The organism is Rothia sp. HMSC062H08 (genome assembly GCF_001810775.1).
GTDB lineage: Bacteria > Actinomycetota > Actinomycetes > Actinomycetales > Micrococcaceae > Rothia.
On sequence record NZ_KV802665.1, the window covers coordinates 12,918 to 35,224 of the forward strand.

A 22,307-nucleotide genomic window follows, 5' to 3' on the forward strand; every position below is an offset into this window, starting at 1 on the left:
TCTAGATTCAATCTAGAACCGGCATTCCTTATATCAGTAGACCTTAGCCCAGCAATTCGGAGAGTTCGAGCCAGCGCATTTCTAGCTCGTCAATCTCATCCTGAAGTGCCTGCTGCTGCTCGCCGAGTGCCGCCAAACCGGCGTAGTCCGAGGCGTCATGAGCGCTCATCTGCTCGGAGAGCTTCTCCTGCTCTGCAGCGAGCTTTGCCAGGCGACGCTCAATCGCGCCGGACTCCTTCTGCGCCGCACGCAGCTCGGCACCGGAGACCTTCGGGGTATCCGGCTCAGCAGAAGCCTGCGCCGAGGAGGCGGCACGCGCCTGCGCGCTACCGGCTGCAGAACCGCCAGCACCGGCTGCCGAGAGCGCCAAATACTCGTCCACACCGCCGGGCAGGTGACGGAACGAACCGTCAATCACGGCGTACTGCTGATCGGTGACGCGCTCCATGAGGTAACGGTCGTGGCTGACCACCAGCAGAGTGCCCGGCCAGGTATCCAGCAGGTCCTCCATCGCGGCGAGCATATCGGTGTCCAGGTCGTTGGACGGCTCGTCGAGAATCAGCACGTTCGGTTCATCCAGCAGAATCAGCATGAGCTGCAGGCGACGCTTCTGACCACCCGAAAGGTCCTTGACCGGGGTAGACAGCTGCGCGCTCGTAAAGCCCAGACGCTCCAGCATCTGCGAAGGGGACAGCTCCTTGCCATCGGCAATGTAGCTGCGCTTCTTTCGGCCAATCACATCCGAGACGCGGTCGTTAGCGACCTCGTTGAGCTCATCGAGCTGCTGAGTCAGGGTCGCAACCTTCACGGTCTTACCGTGCTTGACGCGGCCCTCGGTCGGCTTCAGATCACCGGTCACCAGAGAAAGCAGAGTGGACTTACCCGCACCGTTCACGCCCAGGATGCCGGTGCGCTCGCCGGGGGCAATACGCCAGGTGACCTTCTTCAGCACGGGACGCTTGCCGCCGGGCATCGAGGGGTCGTCGTAGACGACGGAAACATTTTCGAGGTCGACCACGTCCTTGCCGAGGCGGGAGACTGCCATCTTCTTCAGCTCCACGGTGTCACGCACCGGCGGGACGTCCGCAATGAGGGCGTTGGCGGCATCAATGCGGAACTTCGGCTTGGAGGTACGCGCGGGCGCACCGCGGCGCAACCAGGCGAGCTCCTTGCGCATCAGGTTCTGACGCTTCGCCTCCGCTGCGGCTGCCTGACGGTCACGCTCCACACGCTGCAGGATGTACGCCGCGTAGCCGCCCTCGAAGGGCTCGACGATGCGGTCGTGCACTTCCCAAGTGTCGGTACAGATTTCGTCGAGGAACCAGCGGTCGTGGGTGACGACCATGAGTCCGCCAGCATTCTTGGACCAGCGGGACTTCAGGTGGTTAGCGAGCCAGGTGATGGCTTCAACGTCCAGGTGGTTGGTGGGCTCGTCGAGCATCAGCACGTCCCACTCCTGCGCGAGCAGGGAGGCGAGCGCTACGCGTCGACGCTGACCACCAGAGAGCGAAGAGACAGGTGCATCCCAGGGCAGATCGGAAACCAAGCCCGAGATGACATCGCGGATACGGGACTGCGAGGCCCACTCGTATTCGGGGGTGTCGCCCACAATCGCGTAGCCGACGGTGTGGTCGTCGTCGAGGACGTCTGACTGGTCAAGGTAGCCGATGCGGGTGCCGCCGCGCACGGTAACGCGGCCGGAGTCCGGTTCGAGCCGGCCGGCAAGGATCTTCATGAGGGTGGACTTGCCGTCGCCGTTGCGACCGACAATGCCTATGCGGTCGCCTTCGTTCAGGCCGACCGTGATGCCTTCAAAGATGGTTCGGGTAGGGAATTCGAGGTGCAGCGATTCGCCGCCAAGTAGATGTGCCACGCCTTCTAGGGTACAGGGTGAGTGTTCAGTTCAAGTAGCGCTCCAAGCTTTGATGAGGGGCTACTTGGCGGTGCTGAGAAAAGCTGTGGGGATTGCGGGGCGCGCGGCTAAGTTGAGCACAGATATTTGATAAACTGAGGAAAGCATTTCCTGCATTGCGCTGTTCTGTGCCCAAAATGGCGGTCAATGACGATGAGGACCCGCTAGCGGGGGCTTGTCGTGAATGTAAGGATAATCCGCCATGGTGTAATGGCAGCACAGCGGCCTTTGGAGCCGTTTGTCTAGGTTCGAGTCCTAGTGGCGGAGCGTAAGCACTCAACGGCACCGTTGATAGAGAGTTAGCGGTCCGCGCTCACTCCTCACTCTTACAACCTCGTCTAAGGAGTCTTCCCAGTGAACACTGAACTGGCACCCTCTGCAGTGATCGTTCTCGCCGCAGGCGCTGGTACGCGCATGAAGTCCGCTACCCCCAAGGTCATGCACGGCATTGGTGGTCGATCCATGGTTGAGCACGCTGTCGCTGCTGCACGCAATCTGAACCCCGAGCGCCTCGCTGTTGTGGTACGCCACCAGCGCGATAAGGTTGCTGAGCACGTTCTTGCATTTGACCCTGAGGTAACCATCGTTGATCAGGATGAGATTCCGGGTACCGGCCGCGCTGTTGAGGTCGGTCTGAACGCCCTGGATGCGCAGGCATCCGTCTCCGGCACCGTCCTGGTGACCTACGGCGATGTTCCTCTGCTTCGCCCCGAGACTCTGCGCGAACTGATTGCCTTCCACGAGGAAGACAAGAACTCCGTAACTGTCCTGACCACCCACATTGATGAGCCCGGCGCTTACGGCCGTATTGTCCGTAACCAGGCTGGCGAGGTGACCGCCATTGTTGAGGCGAAGGACGCTTCCCCCGAAGAACTCGAAATCACCGAGATCAACTCCGGTATTTACGCTTTTGATGCTGCAGTCCTGCGTGAGGCGCTGCTTGAGGTGACCACCAACAACGCTCAGGGCGAGAAGTACATTACCGACGTTCTGTCCATCGCTCGTTCGAAGGGCCACCGCACCTCCGCTCTGGCTATTGAGGACCGTTGGGAAGTTGAGGGCGCTAACGATCGCGTGCAGCTGGCTCAGCTGGGTCGTATGCTCAACAACCGCATCCTTGAGGCGCACATGCGTAACGGCGTGACTATTGTTGATCCGCAGAACACCTGGATTGACGTTACCGTCACCATTGAAAACGACGTAACCTTGCTGCCGGGCACTCAGCTGCACGGTTCCACCACCGTCGCTACCGGTGCCACCATTGGCCCGGACACCACCCTGACTGACATGACCGTTGAGGCTGACGCTACCATCATCCGCGCGCACGGTTACGGCGCTGTCATTGGTGAGGGCGCAACTGTTGGTCCCTTCGCATACCTGCGCCCCGGTACCACCCTGGGCAAGGACGCTAAGCTTGGCACCTTCTGCGAGGCTAAGAACTCGCAGATTGGCGATGGCGCAAAGATCCCGCACCTGTCCTATGTTGGTGACGCCACCATCGGTGAGGGCGCAAACATTGGTGCAGGCTCTATTTTCGCGAACTATAACGGTCTGGTGAAGAACCGCTCCGTTATTGGCGCGCACGCCCGTATGGGCTCCGCAGGCATTTATGTTGCACCTGTTACCGTCGGTGACGGTGCCTACTCCGGCGCGGGCGCGCTGATCCGTAAGGATGTTCCTGCGGGCGCCCTCGCCTACTCTGAGACTTCCCAGCGCACCATCGAGGGCTGGGTCCTGAAGAACCGTGCTGGTACCGAACCCGCCGAAGCCGCCAAGGCTGCTGGCGCTCAGGAACCGGCAGAATCCTAATTCGAGGAAAGAACAACACCATGAGTAGCGAGATTACCAACCCCGGTGAGCGCAAGCTTGTAGTGGTCTCCGGTCGAGCACACCCCAAGCTTGCCGAGGAGATCGCACAGGCTCTTGACCACGACCTGCTGCCCACCTCCGCATACACCTTCGCCAATGGCGAGACCTACGTCCGTTTTGAGGAGTCGGTGCGCGGTGCGGACGCTTTCGTGATTCAGTCGCACCCGGCACCCATCAACGAATGGCTCATGGAGCAGCTCATTATGATTGATGCACTCAAGCGCGCCTCCGCTCGCTCCATTACCGTGGTGTCTCCTTTCTACCCCTATGCTCGTCAGGACAAGAAGCACAAGGGCCGTGAGCCTATCTCGGCACGTCTGATCTCGGACCTGTACAAGACTGCTGGTGCTGACCGCCTGATGTGCGTGGACCTGCACACTTCGCAGATTCAGGGTTTCTTCGACGGTCCGCTGGATCACCTGTTCGCAATTCCGGTGCTGGCTAAGCACATCCGTGAGCGCGTTGAGGATCTGTCGAACGTGACCGTGGTTTCTCCGGATACCGGTCGTGTGCGTGTGGCTGAGCACTGGGCTGATTTGCTGGACGGCGCACCCCTGGCGTTCGTGCACAAGACCCGCGACATCAACGTCCCCAACCAGGCTGTTTCTAAGACTGTCGTGGGTGACATCGAGGGCCGTACCTGCGTGCTGATTGACGACATGATTGACACCGGCGGCACCATTGCTGGCGCTGTGAAGGTTCTCATGGACAAGGGTGCGAAGGAAGTTATCATCGCGGCAACCCACCCGGTTCTGTCCGATCCGGCTGCTGAGCGTCTGTCTCAGTGCGGTGCTGTGGAGGTCATCGTGACTAACACCCTGCCCGTGCCGGAAGAGAAGCAGTTCGATAACCTGACTATTCTCTCCATTGCTCCGTTGATTGCTCGCGCTATCCGTGAGGTCTTCGACGAGGGTTCTGTGACCGAGATTTTCGATCACTAGGCTTCTAAAGCCTAACGAAAATCCCCCGCTGACTGTTGGTCGGTGGGGGACTTTCTGCTATTGAGGCTAAGTTGTAGAGGCTAAAGCTAACCCGGCAGGAATAGATATCTGTTCCTGCCGGGTTAGTGCTGTATTTAGCGCCGTGTGCTTAGCGGTGTGCCTGTGCGAGCCAGGGCAGAATCACGCGGAGGGACTGCTCCACCTCATCCACTGCAACCTTTGCTGCTGCGGGGCCGCGGCGGTAGGGGTCTTCCAGCTTGTCGCTATCAAGCGGGCGGGCGCCGTGCGAGTAGAGGTAAGAGAGAGGCTCGGCGCGGCGTGCGTCCTCGCGGATTCGTGCAACCTGCTTGAGTAGCTTGATCTTGGCGTGGTGCTGGGGCCACTCGCGCACGATCCAGTCGGCGTGTACCTTCTCAGCGACCAGGATGATGGTGGCGTTCTCGATAATCTGGCCGTTGAGCTGGCGGGAGGCGAAACCTTCGGGGTTGTAGCCGCGCTCAATAAGTTCGTTGGCTACATGCTCGTAGACGCCGTGACCGACGAGTGCTCCGGTGCCCGCGCTGGCGAAAATCCACTTGTCTTCCAGACCGTATTCTGCGGCGAGGTGCTTGGAGATCACCTCACCGGATGCGCTGCGGGCAATGTTACCGGTGCACACGAAGAGTGCTTCGAAGGGGCCGTCTTTGCCGGTGCTGTCGGTACGGTTGAGAGTCTTGGGGGAGAACTTGAAGAGCGGGGTGCGTTCGCTGCGGGAGTTAGTAACGGGGGAGGAGTGTGCGTTTCCTGCGCTCTGGCTGTTGGCTTCTTCCGGGTTGGCGAGCTCTTCGGCATCAACGGTGGGCGCGTTATGCTGGCCCACGCGGATAATGCTGGGGCCTGCGGGCTTGCCGTCTACGTCGAGAATGTCACCGGGGGTAGCCTCGATATCGGTGTGGGTGAGGGGCTGTGCGGAGACGGTTGCAGTGCCGTCGGCACTGAGCTCTTCTTCGGGAGTGACTTCCTGAGCGGCTACCTCGGAGGGGGAACGGACTTCGTAGTCTCCGATGGCTTCGCGGAGTGAACCGTCGGGGGTGATGGTACGGCCGGCAACCCCGCGGCGGTTCTTACCCGCCAGTTCGGGGTTGCTCTTAATGAGGGAGCGGACTCCGTCGGCAATATTTGCGGAGGGAGAGGCGGCGGTTGCCTGCTGCTCCTCGGTGGTTTCTGCGGAGTTGGTTTTGTCCTCGGAGGAGCCCCAAGCGTACTTGTCCTTGAGGGACTTAATGTTGAAGATGCCCATCAAAAAGCCTTTTCTAATTGACGTACCCAACAGTGAACAGGGAAGCCGGAAGTGTCGGGTTGGTTGAATGAATAGTATCTATCATACCGAGTTACTTGCACCTTCAACGGTTCCTTTTCCTGCGTGTGGCGAATACCCTACAGGTGTACGTAAAGTTGACATCTCTCCCAGTTTTTTCCACGAAAGATGACCTAAAGTACAGAAATCTCTCCATAGCTAAAGAAAGCCTGCATGCTAGAATTATGCCTAGACTCTACTCATCATTCCTCAAACTCATGGTCTTGTCTATATTTTGTGACGGGTCAAGAAAGGCATCATGAACCTTCTCGCAACGAAACCTCAGTTCTATCCGCAAACACTAGCTTCGTCTTTTGGTAAAAGATGCTGAAATTTAACGGGGTTCTTTGCAGTTTGTTACATTTCTCTTCTCTATACAACGGTAGCAGGGGAAGGCTTGGAGAGTGTGTCCCTCTATGATGGGTAGTAGAAGTTAAACAGGCCTGCAGCACCAGAAACGATGTTTATGGTGCAGAATGTTAAATTTTAGAATACCTATTTCAAACTTGTTTATTATTGAAGGAATAACTTTGTATCTAATAGTAAAATTTGGATTAAAAATCTGAATTTATTGCAGATACTGTAATACTTCTTCTCTCGCTCAAGTTATTTGTTCTATTGCGGATTGTTATCTGCAGAAGGTGCAGGTTTTATTGTGAAGACTATGTACTCTAAGATCCGACTTTTCTTCCCTGGTAAGAAATTTAGGCTCCTCATCGTCAATATCATTGGCCTTTTCCTTGTATCGCTGTTCGAGATGCTTGGTGTTGCGCTGGTGCTTCCCCTGGTGAACCTTGCTATGGGAGCTCCCCGTGAGGGTTTCATCTTGAAAGTTTCTAATTTCTTTGGCAACCCAGATACTCCGACCTTGATTATTATCTTCGGTTTGACTCTTGTTGCTGCGTTTGTACTTAAAGGCGTTTTTTCGCTGGTTGTCCGTCGCTGGAGTCTTAGCTTTCTTGCAACCCAGCAGAGCGCGGTGTCGGTAGCCCTCTTGAATCGGTACACTCGTGAGCCTTATCTGGATCACCGTAAGCGTGGCGCAGCCCCAATTTATAACGCGGTGAATGATGTTACCGCCCAAGCATACGGTGCCTATGTCGGCGGTGTTTTGGGATTTGTCGGTGAATTGCTGTCGATTCTAATGCTTATGGTCATGTTGCTCGTTATTATGCCTGTTCCAGCATTGATAGCAATGGTTTATTTCGGACTGACATCCTTCGTTCTGCAGAGCGTTCTTAAGCGTAAGAACCGTGAACAGGGTGTTATTGTCCTGAATGCGACTAGGGGTGCATGGTCTGCGATGATTGAGTCGGTAGACAGCTTCCGTGAGATTCGTCTGTATGACGCGACTGATCGTTACATGTATCGTTACCAGGAAAAGCGTCTGGATGCGGTAAGTGCTTCTATGCGTAGTGCTTTCCTGTCCGAATTTCCGAAGTACACCCTTGAAATTATTTTTATCTTGGGTATTGCGGGTCTTCTTGCGTTTATGAGCGCAACTCAGGGTGCAGATAGCACTGGGTATCTGCTTCTCTTCGCAGGTGCTTGTATCCGAATCCTGCCGAACTACACTCGCATGGTGGCATCCCTTGGCAACATTCGTGCAGGTGAACATGCCAGCGACGAACTTGTGAAGGAGATCGAGCAGCTCACGCCTGAAGCCCGAATGTTTAACCTAGCTTCCAAGCCTGTTGTTCCGGATGATTACGAGTACATCAATAAAACGATTGAACCGATTGACATTCAGATTGATAATTTGAGCTTCCAGTACCCTGATGGCGATAAGCCGGTTCTTAACAATATTACGCTGGATGTCCCGATGGGATCCTCAATTGCCTTCGTGGGTGGCTCCGGATCGGGCAAGACGACTCTAATTGACCTAATCTTGGGCCTCTTTGCTCCGACCAATGGACAGGTACTGAAGAATGGTGAGTCGATTCAAAAGGATTTGCGTTCTTGGCATCAGCGAATTGGTTATGTGCCTCAGGATGTTTTTATCGCAGACTGTACTGTAACTGAAGCAGTCGCTTTTGGCCTTGAGCCACATGAGATTGATGTTGAGCGTGTTAAGTACTGCCTTGAAGTTGCTGCGCTGACTGAGGTAGTAGAGTCCTTGGAAAATGGCCTGGACACTAAACTGGGGTACAACGCGACCCGTCTTTCGGGCGGCCAGAAGCAGCGTATGGGCATCGCCCGTGCCCTGTACCGTAACCCGAGCGTGTTAATCTTGGACGAAGCGACCAGTGCATTGGACAACGAGACTGAGCACAAGATTACGAAGACCATTGAGCGAATCTCGAAGGATATCACTGTAATTATTGTCGCTCACCGTCTATCGACAGTTCGCAATGTTGATCAGCTGGTTTATCTCTCCAATGGCCGAATTGCTAATCAAGGCACCTTCGCTGAGGTGCAGCGAGCAAACGCAGAGTTCGCTAACCTGGTGAAGCTGGGCCAGTTGCCGGACTAGTCTCATAGCTTGCATATCTAAAAAAGAAGGGGCTCTCGTCATGAACGAGAGCCCCTTCTTTTGGTTTTATATTGTATTTTTACCGTCTGGAAAGATCCGCGTTAAATACCTGTGCTCGTCTTCTCATTGAGCAAATGAACGATTTCTTTAAACTCTTGAGGTAAAGAACCAATAGGTGTAAGAGGGCCGGTTGGACGCCAAGTGATGGTCTCATGGTCAACCTCGCCGCGCAAAAGTGCTTCCCACAGGGGGGTAGCACTTTCAAAGGTTATATCACCATTACGTCTCCAGTGGTACCCCATATCTTCAGGCAAATCGGTGGCTTCCAATGCCTTAGCCCCTTGACGTAGCTTGCGAGCAAATTGTTCCTTTGAACGCCAGGGGTAGTGGATGATAGCAACTTCATTAAGCTTCTGCTTACCCGGTGCAATGACCTCATGGTTACCCATTTTGATAACGGCATTTTCCCAGCGTGAGAAACACACTTTCAGGTCCCAGTGGGGAGTTGGATCAACCCTGAGACTAGGTCCTTCAATACTGGGAAAAACGTTGTACAGCTTCGTCAGTTCGATAGTGCGCCCCTTTTGCGAGCGTAGGACTTCCGATAGCGGAGCGGAAACACCATACCAAAATTCATCAGCGTCGAACGGGATAATCCATTCAGCGCCCGCCTCCATCACCCGGTCAGCAAGCCAGGTCATTTTCTCTGATTGGTAGTAGGCTAGTTCACGGTCCTGAATAACGTGCACAGGTAGGATCTTGCTGAGTTCGAGCAGTATCTCATAGGTCCCATCTGAAGAGCCATTATCAGCTGCTAAGATATGGTCCACACCTTGATCGAATAGATGTCGGATTGTCTGCTCGATGATATCTGCTTCGTTCTTCACCATGGTTATGCCCCATATAAAGGGGCCGGAGGGGAGAACCGTGTGGGTAAATGTTTTATCGAGCGAAGCGTAACGTTCTTTAAACTCAGTACTCTCACGGAGCGCAATGGCTTCGCGTTTTTTATCATGATTAATTTTCAGCACGAAAAGCTGGTGCTTGAGGGATTTAAGAGCGTTAATCACAGCATTTCACCCGTAATCCAGTTTTTACCTTCGGGGTGATGCACAGCAACCCAATGAGTACGGTGCATCTTTGGGCGGCTCTGATAGATACGAGCATCTTCAGAAATAACTTGATGAATATCAGGGGAAAGGACGAGCTTTTGGGCCAGCAACTCACCGATATAGGCGCCCCAATAACCGAAAGTCGTGTTGGTCAGAATCAGGTAAGGGGCGCTGGCCACAAGGGCCAGATCGTCGAACATACCGGAACCCTGCTTTTCAAAGATACAGGGTGCTACTGAGTTCAGGTGTGAGAGGTTTTCCTCGCACCACTGAAGATCATCTGATACAAAAATAATCTTTGAAGGAGTTACGGTATCCTGAAGTTTCTTCAGTGCTTCCTCCACATAGGTCACCGTATCAATTCCGAAAACCTCATTAATTTGAGGCACAGAATAGTAATCGCCACGGCGAATGTTAATGACGAGAGAATTTTCATCCACTATGTCCTGCATTCTTGCAAGGCGCTCGCTAAAGGACTCTGAAGAAAGAAGGTACTCGCGAATAAAAAAGTGCAAATCTTCTTCGCTGATATCCTTCTCAATATCCGTCGGGAAGTAGCCGCTACGGCGGGTAAAGAACGTATACTCTGACGAAGAAGCCGTAATGGAGGCAAGCTTCGGGAACTCCTCGGTCCATGCCTCCATCCCGGGACCATAGAGCAAAGATGCTTTGTCGGTGCCGTGATGGCGGAGAGTAGCCGCGCGGGCCCATAGATACAGCCAATTACCTCCCCGGGAGATGGGGTAGGAAAGGAGAATAAATTTTTCGCCGCGGCGTAGAAGGTTAATATATTTCCCCAGATACTTATGGCGAATAGAGTTGTAAGCCGTATCGACAGCACGTTTGAAAGCGGGGTGCTGAACAGTGTATACGGCGACCCTTTCTGATTCATTGATGGGTTGGATATCAGAATCCACGAGAAAGTCCCCTTTCGGATGTGTAAGATAGCGAGTTGATAGTGGGCGAGTATTTGTTAACTGCATAGGTGATTGAAAAGTGCAGCTGAAAAAGTAGTGAAGTTGTATAATCCTAGAGACGATAGCATCCACCGCTACGGTGGTTTCTATTATCCCTCTCACTCAAGAAAGATTGTAATACATGACCTTCCTTCCCCGCGTTTCTGCGGTTATTCCTTTCTACGGCGAGCCGGAGCCGGTTCTTGCCATTATTGACACTCTGCGTGCTCAGCAGGGCATTGACTCCGCAGACATTGAGATTATTGTCTCTGATGATGTTTCGCCCATCCCGTTCCCCGAGGTTGAGGGCGTGACCGTGGTTCGCCGCCCTGTTAACGGTGGTTTCGGTAAGGCTGTGAACTCCGGTGTTGCTGCCGCGACCGGTGAATGGGTTTTCATCCTCAACAGCGACCTGGAGCTGGATAACACTTTCGTCTCGCGCATGCTCGCAGCCGTGGAACGCCACGGCGAGGTACTGGCTAGCCCCCAGATTATTGGCCACGACGGCAAGCAGCAGTGGGTCGCACGTAAGTTCCCCACCGCAGCGCATATTGCGTGGGAATGGTTCACTCCGCTGGCTCGTTTCAAGCCGACCGACTGGTGGCACCGCGGCGTCGGTCACGACGTTGAAGCATGCACCGGTACCTCGGACGCGAAGGTCGACTGGGTTATGGGTGCATGCATGGTTGTTCCTCGTACGACCTTCAACCGCATCGGTGGCATGGATGAGCGTTTCTACATGAACAGCGAAGAGGTGGATTTCCAGTACCGCCTCTCGAACGCTGGTGTGGACCGTTACCTGATTCCTTCGGTGACTGTAACCCACGAGGGTGGCGGATCTTCGCCCTCCGAGCGTCGTGTGCAGTGGCTGACCACCGCTCGCTTCATTTATGCGGATAAGTGGGGCTGGGAGAAGAAGCTCGCTGCTGCTCTGCGTGCTACCAGCTACGCAAACTTTGCGGTGAACTCGGTGCGCGGCCTGCGCAATAAGGATGTGGACGCTCGTGGCTTCCTTGCCACCGAGCTGGAGCGTATTGCCAAGGCAGAGCGCCGCGAGAACTAGGCACGAAACGTGCGGAGTCTGCAAGAGTAATTCCGGAGGATTTCTAGCTCTCTTCGTAAGAAGGCGCATATAGAACGTAGGAGGCGACACAGTGCACTCGAGTGTGTCGTCTCCTGCTTTCGTTGTAAAATTTCAATAGGTATGTTTTGCCTCAAGTTGTAGGTGAAACTTTCCGTTCCTCTTCACTCCAACACATAGCACCGCACGGTTTTACCCTGCGGGTTCTTATAGCAAACGCCGACAGGATTCAATCCTCATATGACTCAGCCCAAACTTCTACTGCTCTCGCCCGCATTCCACGGGTACTGGAAGGCAATTCAGGCATCCCTGGAAGTGCACGGATACGAAGTGCGCACCCACATCTACGATGCGCCGGGTACTCTGCCCGAGCGCATCCTCAACAAGCTTGCCCACGAGCTGCCCGAGAAGTACCGCCCCGAAAGCTTCGCAGCGCAGGCTACCCGTAAGGCTATTGACGCTTTCAACGAATTCCGCCCCGATATTGTGCTGGTCATTAAGGGCGATATGCTCTCCCGCGAATGGTGGGACCTGCTGAAGACCTCCGGTGTTCGCTACGGCACCTGGCTCTACGACGAAATGCGCCGCATGAGCTACACCGAAGAGGACCTGCACCACCTGGGCTCGCTGGCAAGCTACAGCCCGCTGGACGCGCAGCACCTGCGTGAGCAGGGCTTCGAGGTGCTCGATATGCCCAACGCCTACGACACCCATTGCCCGGTTGTCCCCATGCGCGAGGACTCCATCAACTTTGTGGGTGCTAAGTACCCCAACCGTGAGGAGACCCTGCAGGCGCTGGTCGCAGCCGGTCTGCCGGTGCGTGCTTACGGTCGTGCCTGGTCGCGTCACCCCTACGATATTCTGCGCACTAAGCAGTTCAAGGATTCCGGCGTGCCCGCAGGTCGCGATGTTGACCGCTCCGAGGCGTACGGTATTATGGCGTCCTCCCCGGCAACGCTGAACATCCACAATAACCAGGATGGTTTCACCATGCGTACCTTTGAGGCTCCCGGCGTGGGCGCTCTGCAGGTGATTGACCGCGCTGACGTGGATCGCTACTACATTCCTGGGGAAGAGGTTCTGGTCTACGAGAGCATTGATGAGCTCATCGAGATTTGTACCCGTATTTTCCGTGAGCCGAAGTGGGCTCGTCAGATTCGTGAAGCTGGTCAGAAGCGTACTCTGGCTGAGCACACCTTCGATCAGCGTGTAAAGATTTTGGAGCAGCTATGGGCCTAAACCTTTCTAAGATTGTGACCAAGATGCCGAGCGTGCGTTGGCACATGGCAGACCTGCTGGGCAAGACCCTGTACTCGCGGGCGTTCGGCTCTTTCGGTTCGGGGACTGTTCTTGTCCGCCCTCTGCGTATGGTCGGTGTAGAGAACATCTACCTTGGTGACCAGATCGCAATTTACGAGGATGCCTGGATCGCTTCTGAAGCCGGAGGTATTCTGCGTATTGGTTCTGGGACCTATGTCGGTCACCGTAGCCATATTCACGCTCTGTCGAATGTGACTATTGGTAAGGATTGTGTCTTTGCCGATAACGTGATGGTCAATTCTGGCGAGCACCCTCTGGACTCTCTGCATGATGTGCAGCCCGGAGGCGACATCGTGATTGGCGATCGCGTTTTCCTTGGTCAGAATGTGTCCGTGCTCGGTGGTGTCACCATTGGAGATGGTGCGGTGATTGGTGCTGGAGCTGTGGTCACCCGCGACATTCCGGCTAACGCTGTGGCTGTGGGCATCCCGGCTACCGTTATTCGAGTCCGTTCTGGGGAGAAGCAGGATGCTTAAATACCCTCTAGATTTGGATGCTTGGCAGGCGTGGCAGAGGCGTCAGAAGAAGCTGAAGTGGGCTAAGTATAAGCTGAAAGCGCTTCTTGACTCTGCACGTTCCCGAACCATTGCGGAGGAACCCGTACACGGCCTTCTGTACACTCGCGGTACTAAGCCTCAGGTGCTGATCGTTATGGATTCGTTCTCTCCGACGAACCGCAACGCAATCTTGGAGCCTCTTAAGCATCTAGATGCTGTTGACGTGGCTCTGTGGGTTCCTGAGGACGCTAGCGAGTACCTGGACGGACAGTACGCGAGCGAGCACTACTCGCGCAAGGACTGGACCGAGCAGGAGATTTCCGGTGACGAGCTGATGCGCCTCCTGCCTGATATTCGCATTGTGCTTTCTGCAGCCCAGTTCCTCAGCCGCGGTGCAGTAGCTTACGAGTTCTCTCGTGCAATTGGCGCAGAGTACTGGATGGTTCAGCACGGCCTGCTGGTGCCTCAGGCACCGCCGCTACCGGTCGGATGTACCCTGCTGGCTTTCAGCGAAGCTGATGCCGAATTCTGGGCATCAGGCCGCCGCGATGTCACCACTCACGCGGTGGGTTCGCAGCTGCTCTACCTCGCGGCGCAGAAGGCAGCCGGTGCTGAGGCGCAGAAACAGAACGACCTGGAACCGATCTTCCTAGGACAGATGCACGGTGCGGAACTGCCGCGCGCATCCTTCGCGTACGCTTCGCACTCCTTCTTGAAGAAGTTTGGTGGAACCTACCGCCCGCACCCGAGCGAGAAGGACAAGCTGTCGGTGCTGACCCACAAGCTGTGGGAGAAGGAAGGCATCCGCATTGACCGCTCCGGTACCCCGCTGAACGAGGTGCCAAACCCGGTGGTGTCCATCTTCTCTACCGGCGTTCTGGAGGCTGCGATCCGCGGTATCCCGGCGTGGGTTTACCACCCGGCACCGCCGGCATGGCTCGTGGAATTCTGGGACCGCTACGGCATGAACCAGTGGGGTCAGGAACCGACCCCGGCACCGGTTCAGCCGAAGAAGGAACCGGCACAGCGTATCGCTGAACTCATGATTGAAATTTTGGAGGCATAATGCGTATTCTCTGCGTCATCCCCGTGCGCGGTGGCTCAAAGGGCATTCCGCGTAAGAACCTGCGCCCCATCGCGGGTAAGCCGCTGGTCGCATGGACCATCGAGCAGGCACTGGCTGCTAAGGAAGAAGTAGCCGGCGAGCACGAGCTGCGTGTTGTCGTCTCCACCGACGATGCTGAGCTGGCTGATATCGCCCGCGAGTACGGTGCTGAGGTACCGTTCATTCGTCCGGCACACCTGGCTGAAGACACCACTGCAACCGAGCCGGTCATCGAGCACGCCATCGAGTTCTACACCGAAAACGGTTGGGAACCCGAGGCTGTCATGCTGCTGCAGGCAACCAGCCCGGTGCGTCTGCCCGGTACTCTGGCTCGTGCGGTCCGCCAGTTCGCGGAGAACGGTAAGGACTCCATGGTCGGTGTGATTCCGATTGGTCCGTTCATCTGGACCTGGCACGCTGACGGTGAGCCCACCGCGGCGTTCGAGATTATGGCTCGCCCGCGCCGCCAGGAGCTGACCAAGGAAACCTTCCGCTACCGTGAGAACGGTTCGATGTACATCACCAAGACCCACGTGTACATGGACCACCACAACCGCCTGGCGGGCTACCCCGGCGGTACCATTGATTTGTTCATGCTGGACGAGGTCGAGGGTGTCGATATTGACGCACCGATTGACTTCTCCGTGGCAGAGCACCAGCTCACTCAGATCCTGTCCGAAGGCAAGTAACCTTCACCCGCGGCAGTACCTCTTCTGCCGCTTCCGGCTTGACCAGCACTCAGGCATTCAACTAAACGCTCAAACGAAAAGGTCAAAATCGTGATTATTGAACGCAATATTGCCCCCTACGTGGTCTTCGCTGAAGACCCGATTCTCAACGCCCTGCAGAAGATTTCTGCTAACGGCCAGCGCATCATCTTCCTGGTGAATGAGTCCGGTATTCTGCGCGGTTCGCTCTCTGACGGTGACTTCCGTCGTTGGCTGATTGCTAACCCGACCGCATCCCTGGAGACCAGCGCCCTAGACGCTGCGAACACCAACCCGCAGACCGCACCGGCTGATGCTGATCCCGAGACCCTGCGCGCATACTTCGCGAAGGGCATCAACCACGTGCCGCTGACCGACGAGCGCGGTCACCTTGTGGCACTGGCGATGGATGAGCAGGACGTCCTGCGCATCGGTAAGCACACCATCAGCGAGGATTCCCCCTCCTTCATCATTGCTGAGATTGGTAACAACCACCAGGGTAGCGTTGACTTCGCTAAGGAACTGGTGGACCTGGCTGTTGAGTCCGGCGCGGACGCTGTGAAGTTCCAGCTGCGCGACATGGACGCTCTGTACCGCCAGCGCGGCGCAGCAACCGCAGGTGAGGACCTGGGCGTTCAGTACACCCTGGACCTGCTCTCTCGCTTCTCCCTGACCGTTGACCAGATGTACGAGGTCTTCGACCACGTCAAGCAGCACGACATGGACATCATGTGCACCCCCTGGGACGCACCCTCCGTTCAGGCGCTGGTTGACTACGGCATCCAGGGCATGAAGATTGCTTCTGCTGACCTGACCAACCACGAGCTGCTGCGCGACGTGGCTTCCCGCGGCCTGCCCATGCTGGTTTCCACCGGTATGAGCCGCGAAGAGGAAATCCGCGAGTCGGTTGCCCTGCTGCGTAACGCTGGCGCGTCCTACGCTCTGCTGCAGTGCCAGTCCGCATACCCGGCACCCTTCAAGGACGTCAACCTGGCGTACATGGATCGCCTGGCTGAGATCGGTCAGTGCCTGGTCGGTTACTCCGGTCACGAGCGTGGCTACCATGTGCCGATTGCTGCTGTTGCTCGCGGCGCGAAGATCATCGAGAAGCACTTCACCACCGACAAGACCCTCGAGGGTAACGACCACACCGTCTCCCTGTTGCCTGAGGAATTCAAGGCAATGGTCCAGCAGATCCGTGAGGTTGAGGCGGCTATTGGTTCTGCTGCTCCTCGTGAGGTGTCCACCGGTGAGCTGATGAACCGCGTGAACCTGGCTAAGTCCCTGGTTGCTACCCGCCACATTGCTAAGGGCGAGGTCGTGACCGAGGCTGATGTTGCTGTGAAGTCCCCCGGCCGCGGTCTGCAGCCGAACTACCTGCCGCAGCTGCTGGGCCGCACCATGCAGCGCGACGTTGAAGAAGGCTCGTTCTTCTTCGAGGGCGACCTGAAGGACGACCTGGTGACCCGCCGCGACTTCAAGTTCGACCGTCCCTGGGGTCTGCCGGTTCGTTACCACGACTACAAGCCGCTGATTGAAGAGGCAAAGCCGGACTTCCTGGAGTTCCACTTCTCCTACAAGGACCTCGAGATTAACATCGACGACGTCTTTGACTCCAAGCTGGACATGGGCTTCACCACCCACCTGCCCGACCTGTTCGCAGGTGACTTCCTGGTGGATCTCGCGTCCAAGGATCCTGAGGTGTGGGAGCGCTCCATCGCTGAGGTGCAGCGCACCATCGACATCACCCGTGACCTGACTCGCTACTTCACTGTGGATGAGGACCCGGTCATGGTTGTGACCATGGGTGGCTTTACCAAGGACAAGCATATCCCCGTTGCTGCACGTGCTGAGAAGTACGAGCGTATCGGTGAGGCTCTGAAGCGTCTGGACGCATCTGGCGTTCGCCTGGCTGCTCAGACTCTGCCTCCGTACCCCTGGCTGATGGGTGGTCAGCAGTACCACAACCTGTTCCTGGATCCGAAGGACACCGCGGAGTTCTCGCGTGCATTCGACACCGCGCTCTGCCTGGACATCTCCCACACCATGCTTGCCTGCAACTTCCTGAACATTCCGCTGTCGGAGGCTGTTGAGCAGCTGGCACCGCTGTCCATCCACCTGCACCTGGTGGACGGCACCGGTGTTGACGGTGAGGGCGTTCAGGTTGGCGAAGGCGATGTCGACTGGGCATCCCTGGGCAAGCAGTTGCGTGAGCTGGCACCGAAGGCTTCCTTCATTCCCGAAATCTGGCAGGGCCACATCAACAACGGTGAGGGCTTCTTCACCGCACTGGACCGCCTCGAGAAGTGGCTGTAGGACCGGCGTCTATGGCCAAGTCTCAGACCGTAAAAGCTCGGGAGGGTGAAGTTCTAGATCAGGACTTCATCACTCCCGGGCGTTTCCGGGAGCTGGACGGGTTCCGTGGCCTGGCTGCTATTACTGTGGTGATTTATCACCTGGGTGTTCCTGCTACGGAGAACTATCCGCGGACTGCTCCTTCGCCCTATGACATTCCTCTGGGCGAGTTGGGTGTTCAGCTCTTCTTCATCATTTCTGGTTTCGTAATTCTGCTCAGTGCCATCAAGAGCGGGTCTGCGCTGAAGTTCGCTATTTCGCGTTTTTCTCGTATTTACCCGACCTATTGGTTCGCGCTGGCTGTATCGGCTCTGGTGTATTTCATCTACGGAAACCCCGGACGCCATATTACGATTCCGCAGACCCTGATTAACACGACGATGCTGCAACGCTTCCTGCGTGTGGATAACGTGGATCAGGTGTACTGGACCCTGGCAGTGGAGCTGCAGTTCTACGTGATGGTTGCCCTGTACCTGATTATCCGGAAGGGAAAGATCTACCGTAGGGAACTGACTACGATTCTGCTCACCTGGTCGGTTATCGGTACGGTTCTGTGTTTGCTCTTCCACCCGGAGGCTTCTCTCGGTGGAGCACCGAAGATGATTGTGTGGGCTGCTGTTGCGGAGCACTCCTCGCTCTTTAGCCTGGGCATGGTGTTCTTCATGTACAGCCATGATCGGAAGTTCACCTGGCATATTCCGTACTTTGCGATTCTGGCTTCCCTCAACGCAGCACTGATGCATGATCTTGCTCATGGAATCGGTGTGGCACTGATTAGTCTGGTGTTCTTCATCGTTGTATACCTGAAGAACGTTCCGGTACTTTCGAAGGGTCCGCTGAATTTCTTGGGGCGTATTTCCTACCCCCTGTACTTGGGCCACGCTATGGTCGGTTATATGCTTGTTGATATGTTCTACCCGGTGGCTGGCCCCTGGGGAGCACGTATTATTGCATTGGTTTTGGTGATTTGCTTCGCCTACCTGGTGCATATTTCCATTGAAACTAAGGTTTCTGCATCCTTCCGTTCTTTCCTCACTCGAAAGTTGACTAAGGCATGACCTCTACACCAACGGCTCTTTGGGTCGTTCCGGTTCCCGATTTTGGTGGAGTAGCTCGGCACGTTGTCGATATGGCACGTGCCGGGCTCCCCGGCTTTAACCTGGTGGTTCTCGCACCCGAAGGTAAGCTCACGAGCCGCCTTGAGGAACTGGGCGTCACCGTCATCAAGGCTGAGTTCGGCCCCGACTACGGTTTTAAGACTTCCTTTGTTTCTCTGCAGAAGGCTGTTGAGCAGCTTCGCCCGGATATTGTGCACAGCCACCTGGCGTATGCGGACGTTGTAGCGACCGCTGTAGTCAACGCGCTACGCATCCGTAGCGTTATCAAGCGCGGCACCTGCGTGCCGAAGCTTCTGACCACTGAACACGGTATCGCCGGTAATGATTCGGTGTACCACGGCAGCTCCTGGCGTTCTAAGCTCATGGAAACCGTACACCGTGTGCGCCTGTGGGGCACCGACCAGGCGATTGCTGTTTCCCGTTCCACCGCTGATCAGATGCGTGCCAAGTGGGGCGCTCGCGGCGTGGAGCTGGTGTACAACGGCGTGGATATCCCTGAGGTGCGCGCGGCTGTTGAGCAGCAGCGTGTACCTGCCGAGGGCGGTCCGCGTATTCTTTCGCTGTCTCGTCTGTCCCCTGAGAAGGGTATTGACGTGTTGCTGGATGCTTTTGCGCAGCTTCGTGCTGATTACCCGCAGGCTCATCTTGAGATTGCGGGCTCTGGCGATTTGGCGTCCGAGTTGCAGGCTCAGGCGCAGCGTCTGAACCTGGGTGATTCGGTGACCTTCAGCGGTTTCGTTAACCCGATTGAGGCGATGGGCCGTAGCGACATGATTGTTCAGCTGTCGGTGTGGGAGAACTGCTCCTACACTCTGCTGGATGCTAAGGCAGCCGGCCTGAAGACGGTCGCTACCGCTGTGGGCGGCAACCCGGAGATTCTGGGTGCCGACGAGCTGGTGGACCGCCAGAGTGCAACCCTGACTCAGGATGTTCTGCAGGCTATGCGCCAGCAGCTGCTGAAGGGCGAGTCTGAGCCTTTCACCTGGATCTCGAATGAGCAGATGGCTGCTCAAACTACTGAGATATACGCTCGTACTTTGGAGAAGAAATGACTGCAGCTCACTCTCAACCTGCATCTGGAACTAAGTACCCAGCTTCCGCAGGTACCTCTTCGAGCAATGCTACTCGTTTTGGACAGGCTACGAAGACTGAAGCGAAATACCTTGCTAGTAGTGTTTCGAAACTGTCAATGCTCGACTTCTGGGCAGGGTTTGGCCTGATTTTTATTGGTATTACAACAGCGTTTTTTGCTATGCCGGTGGGAACTGTCGTGGTGATGGTGCTTGTACTCTACAACTTGACTAAGCCTGCCAAAATCGAGAACACCTACAACGGGCTATTCTTTACGATTCTTCTGCTAGCCATTGGTTGGGCACTATTCGAGACTTTGACGTTCAATAGCTTCCCTGTTGAGTATGCGATTCGTCGTGCTGTGCGTATGGCGGTTGTGGTACTGCTTGCTCTGCAGATTGCGCAGAAGAAGATTGATATCCGTTCTCTACTGTTTGGTGTGGCCTTTGGCCTCTTGGTCAACGTCATTGGCTTCTATGCGGGTATAGCACCTGATAACTATGGCGGTACGTTGACCGGTTGGCTCAATGATAAGAACCAATCGGGTCTGTACTATGCGCTTTTCGGTTTCCTCTTTGTCGCCATGGTCAGAAAGACAAGTCACCGCCTTGTCGCTATCGCTATTACTGCGGGCATGTTGTGGTTGACTGGTTCTCGTACTTCATTGGCTGCGTATGCATTCGCCGTCCTGTGGCTGTACTTCTCCTACCGCCTGAATCTCTTCGGCAAAGCTGTTCTGGCGTATCTGTTTTATCTAGGCGTGAACTACCTGGAAGATAATTTCGCGCGTGCTGGTGCTTTCGCGGATCGACTCGGTAGTGACCTATTGCGTCAGCGAATTGATGAAGGAATGTACCGCATGATTGATGTGGTTCCGTGGTACGGCGGCGGTCTGGGTACTGCACAGGTTCCACTACAAGATCGATACTTTTACTTCCATAACTCATATATGACGCTGGTCCAGGAGGCTGGATGGCTCTATATGATTGTGATTGTATCCTTGATGATTTCTGCCGCATTCATCTGGAAGCAGCCGCGTGCTCAGCGCATTGTTATTGCCGAAGCCGCAATGGTGATTATCATTATTACCTCCCAGCGTCTTGGTGAGGTGATTCTGACTGTGCCGTGGGCTATCGTGGTGGGTCTTGCACTGCTGTACCTGAACCCGGATAAGGATCTGGACGCTTCGGATAGCGGTCATCATGAACCAGGTGCTATGCAGAAGGTGCAGAGCAGTGATGAAAAACCTGAGCCGCAGAACGGCAAGCTCATCGAGCAAGAAGCTCCTGTCTCTGTACCCCCCCAAGAAACGCCTAAGAAGCCGACTACTTCTAAATCGTTTGACGTCAGTTCTATCCGCCAGCGGGCAAGGAAAATATAACGATGAAAGAGCTTTATATAGCTACCAATAACGGTGACATAGGTGGCGGCGAGGTCATGCTCCTGAATATTGCTCGCGCAGCCCGTAGCCTTGGCTACAAGGTCACTATTGTGGGTCCTTCCGAGCCGAAGCAGCTTGTAGAAGCTGCTGCGGATGAGGGGTTCCCCCGCATTGTCTTGCCGGCTAAGAACCGCGCACAGTACATGGTGGCTCTGCGTAGCTGGCACGCTCGCCATAAGGACGTTCTGTTGTGGTGCAATGGTCTGGTTCCCGCAGCGGCAACGGGCGGCCGTAAGAACCGCATCGTGCACCTGCACCAGCTGCCTACCGGTGTGAACGCGAAGCTCGTACCCTTTGCCCGCCATAAGGCGTCTGTCACCCTGGTGCCTAGCCGCTATGTGGCTCGTGCCTGCCCCGGTAGCGAGCTGTTCGCGAACTGGGTCAGTGGTGTGTCCACTGAGCTGGATCACCGGGTGGGGGAGCGACGCCTCCGTATCGGTTACCTGGGACGTTTGACCCCGTCCAAGGGTATTGCAACCCTGTGCCAGGCGATGAGCTCCTTGAACGCTAACGGCATTGAATACGACCTGGTGATTGGTGGCGAGCCTGTCTTCGCAACTGATGAAGAACGTGCTGAGGTTGAGGACGCCCTAGCCCGTGTTGCTACGTTCAGCACGCGTTTGGGCTGGACTACCCCAGACCGTCTTTTCGGTGACATTGACATGCTTGTTGTACCTTCGATTGCCCCTGAGTCCTTTGGCTTGGTGGTCGCTGAAGCGATGAGCGCGCGCGTCCCTGTGGTTGTCAGTGATGCTGGTGCTCTGTCGGAGGTGCTGGGCGGCGCGTCGTACCCGTACGTTGTGCCTGCTGATCAGCCGGTAGCTCTTGCACAGGCCATTAAGAGCCTGGGTACTGAGCTTCGAGAAGATACGGATGCCCTGGCGGAGCGAACCTCCGAGCTGTTCTGGCGTTGGCAGGAGAACTATTCGCCTGAGGCTGGTCAGGTCCGTGTCGGTGAGATCCTGGAACGTTTTATCCGCTAAGGTGCCTCTAAACGTATAGGCCATTCCCAA

At 55.8% G+C, this 22,307-nt stretch carries 17 protein-coding genes and 1 tRNA gene; 14 read left to right on the forward strand and 4 right to left on the reverse strand.

Annotation, left to right across the window (positions count from 1 at the left end; genetic code table 11):
* Positions 1-43: 43 nt before the first annotated feature.
* Positions 44-1,873: an ABC-F family ATP-binding cassette domain-containing protein gene (locus HMPREF2765_RS02825; RefSeq protein ID WP_070604214.1), complete on the reverse strand. Its 1,830-nt coding sequence runs from the start codon at positions 1,871-1,873 to the stop codon at positions 44-46.
* A 235-nt stretch (positions 1,874-2,108) separates the two neighbouring features.
* On the opposite strand from HMPREF2765_RS02825, the gene HMPREF2765_RS02830 reads away from it, so the two are divergent.
* The 3 genes from HMPREF2765_RS02830 (at position 2,109) to HMPREF2765_RS02840 (ending at position 4,722) form a co-directional block, all read left to right on the forward strand.
* A tRNA-Gln gene (locus tag HMPREF2765_RS02830) sits at positions 2,109-2,179 on the forward strand.
* An 87-nt stretch (positions 2,180-2,266) separates the two neighbouring features.
* Positions 2,267-3,721: a bifunctional UDP-N-acetylglucosamine diphosphorylase/glucosamine-1-phosphate N-acetyltransferase GlmU gene (gene glmU / locus HMPREF2765_RS02835; protein ID WP_070604215.1), complete on the forward strand. Its 1,455-nt coding sequence runs from the start codon at positions 2,267-2,269 to the stop codon at positions 3,719-3,721.
* Positions 3,722-3,741: 20 nt separating this feature from the next.
* Entirely contained in the window at positions 3,742-4,722 is a 981-nt protein-coding gene (locus HMPREF2765_RS02840; protein WP_049352070.1) for a ribose-phosphate diphosphokinase, read from the forward strand.
* A 148-nt stretch (positions 4,723-4,870) separates the two neighbouring features.
* Here HMPREF2765_RS02840 and HMPREF2765_RS02845 read toward each other — a convergent pair whose 3' ends face one another.
* Entirely contained in the window at positions 4,871-6,001 is a 1,131-nt protein-coding gene (locus HMPREF2765_RS02845) for an arsenate reductase/protein-tyrosine-phosphatase family protein (RefSeq protein ID WP_070604216.1), read from the reverse strand.
* A 721-nt stretch (positions 6,002-6,722) separates the two neighbouring features.
* On the opposite strand from HMPREF2765_RS02845, the gene HMPREF2765_RS02850 reads away from it, so the two are divergent.
* Positions 6,723-8,531 (forward strand): ABC transporter ATP-binding protein, encoded by a 1,809-nt coding sequence (locus HMPREF2765_RS02850; RefSeq protein WP_246823523.1) that lies wholly within the window; start codon positions 6,723-6,725, stop codon positions 8,529-8,531.
* 101 nt (positions 8,532-8,632) lie between these two features.
* Here the strand turns inward: HMPREF2765_RS02850 and HMPREF2765_RS02855 are convergent, their stop codons facing one another.
* Entirely contained in the window at positions 8,633-9,601 is a 969-nt protein-coding gene (locus HMPREF2765_RS02855) for a glycosyltransferase family 2 protein (protein WP_070594027.1), read from the reverse strand.
* Complete coding sequence (locus tag HMPREF2765_RS02860; protein ID WP_070594029.1) at positions 9,598-10,560, reverse strand: alpha-1,2-fucosyltransferase; 963 nt, start codon at positions 10,558-10,560, stop codon at positions 9,598-9,600. Before HMPREF2765_RS02860 ends, HMPREF2765_RS02855 begins: the two co-directional genes overlap by 4 nt.
* Positions 10,561-10,741: 181 nt before the next feature.
* On the opposite strand from HMPREF2765_RS02860, the gene HMPREF2765_RS02865 reads away from it, so the two are divergent.
* The 10 genes from HMPREF2765_RS02865 to HMPREF2765_RS02910 all read left to right on the forward strand — a co-directional run bounded on the left by HMPREF2765_RS02865 (position 10,742) and on the right by HMPREF2765_RS02910 (position 22,277).
* On the forward strand, positions 10,742-11,662 hold the full coding sequence (locus tag HMPREF2765_RS02865; RefSeq protein WP_070594031.1) for a glycosyltransferase family 2 protein: 921 nt from the start codon (positions 10,742-10,744) through the stop codon (positions 11,660-11,662).
* A gap of 258 nt (positions 11,663-11,920) precedes the next feature.
* Positions 11,921-12,919, forward strand: a complete 999-nt coding sequence (locus tag HMPREF2765_RS02870) for a CgeB family protein (RefSeq protein WP_049341578.1) — start codon at positions 11,921-11,923, stop codon at positions 12,917-12,919.
* Positions 12,910-13,476: an acyltransferase gene (locus HMPREF2765_RS02875; protein WP_012904026.1), complete on the forward strand. Its 567-nt coding sequence runs from the start codon at positions 12,910-12,912 to the stop codon at positions 13,474-13,476. The genes HMPREF2765_RS02870 and HMPREF2765_RS02875 overlap by 10 nt, the downstream gene beginning before the upstream one ends.
* A complete protein-coding gene (locus HMPREF2765_RS02880) occupies positions 13,469-14,563 on the forward strand; it encodes an RNA-binding protein (RefSeq protein ID WP_070604217.1) in 1,095 nt (364 codons plus the stop codon). The genes HMPREF2765_RS02875 and HMPREF2765_RS02880 overlap by 8 nt, the downstream gene beginning before the upstream one ends.
* Positions 14,563-15,291, forward strand: a complete 729-nt coding sequence (locus HMPREF2765_RS02885; RefSeq protein WP_049346748.1) for an acylneuraminate cytidylyltransferase family protein — start codon at positions 14,563-14,565, stop codon at positions 15,289-15,291. Before HMPREF2765_RS02880 ends, HMPREF2765_RS02885 begins: the two co-directional genes overlap by 1 nt.
* Positions 15,292-15,381: 90 nt before the next feature.
* Positions 15,382-17,625, forward strand: coding sequence for an N-acetylneuraminate synthase family protein (locus HMPREF2765_RS02890; protein WP_049346747.1), 2,244 nt, complete (start codon positions 15,382-15,384; stop codon positions 17,623-17,625).
* A gap of 11 nt (positions 17,626-17,636) precedes the next feature.
* Positions 17,637-18,722 carry an acyltransferase family protein gene (locus HMPREF2765_RS02895; protein WP_049346745.1) on the forward strand — a complete coding sequence of 362 codons (1,086 nt, stop codon included), beginning with the start codon at positions 17,637-17,639 and terminating at the stop codon, positions 18,720-18,722.
* The gene (locus HMPREF2765_RS02900; RefSeq protein ID WP_049352053.1) at positions 18,719-19,834 is read left to right on the forward strand and encodes a glycosyltransferase; all 1,116 of its coding nucleotides are present in this window, start codon (positions 18,719-18,721) and stop codon (positions 19,832-19,834) included. The genes HMPREF2765_RS02895 and HMPREF2765_RS02900 overlap by 4 nt, the downstream gene beginning before the upstream one ends.
* A complete protein-coding gene (locus HMPREF2765_RS02905; RefSeq protein WP_049352044.1) occupies positions 19,831-21,234 on the forward strand; it encodes an O-antigen ligase family protein in 1,404 nt (467 codons plus the stop codon). Before HMPREF2765_RS02900 ends, HMPREF2765_RS02905 begins: the two co-directional genes overlap by 4 nt.
* A 2-nt stretch (positions 21,235-21,236) precedes the next feature.
* Positions 21,237-22,277 carry a glycosyltransferase family 4 protein gene (locus HMPREF2765_RS02910; RefSeq protein WP_049352043.1) on the forward strand — a complete coding sequence of 347 codons (1,041 nt, stop codon included), beginning with the start codon at positions 21,237-21,239 and terminating at the stop codon, positions 22,275-22,277.
* Positions 22,278-22,307 lie beyond the last annotated feature (30 nt).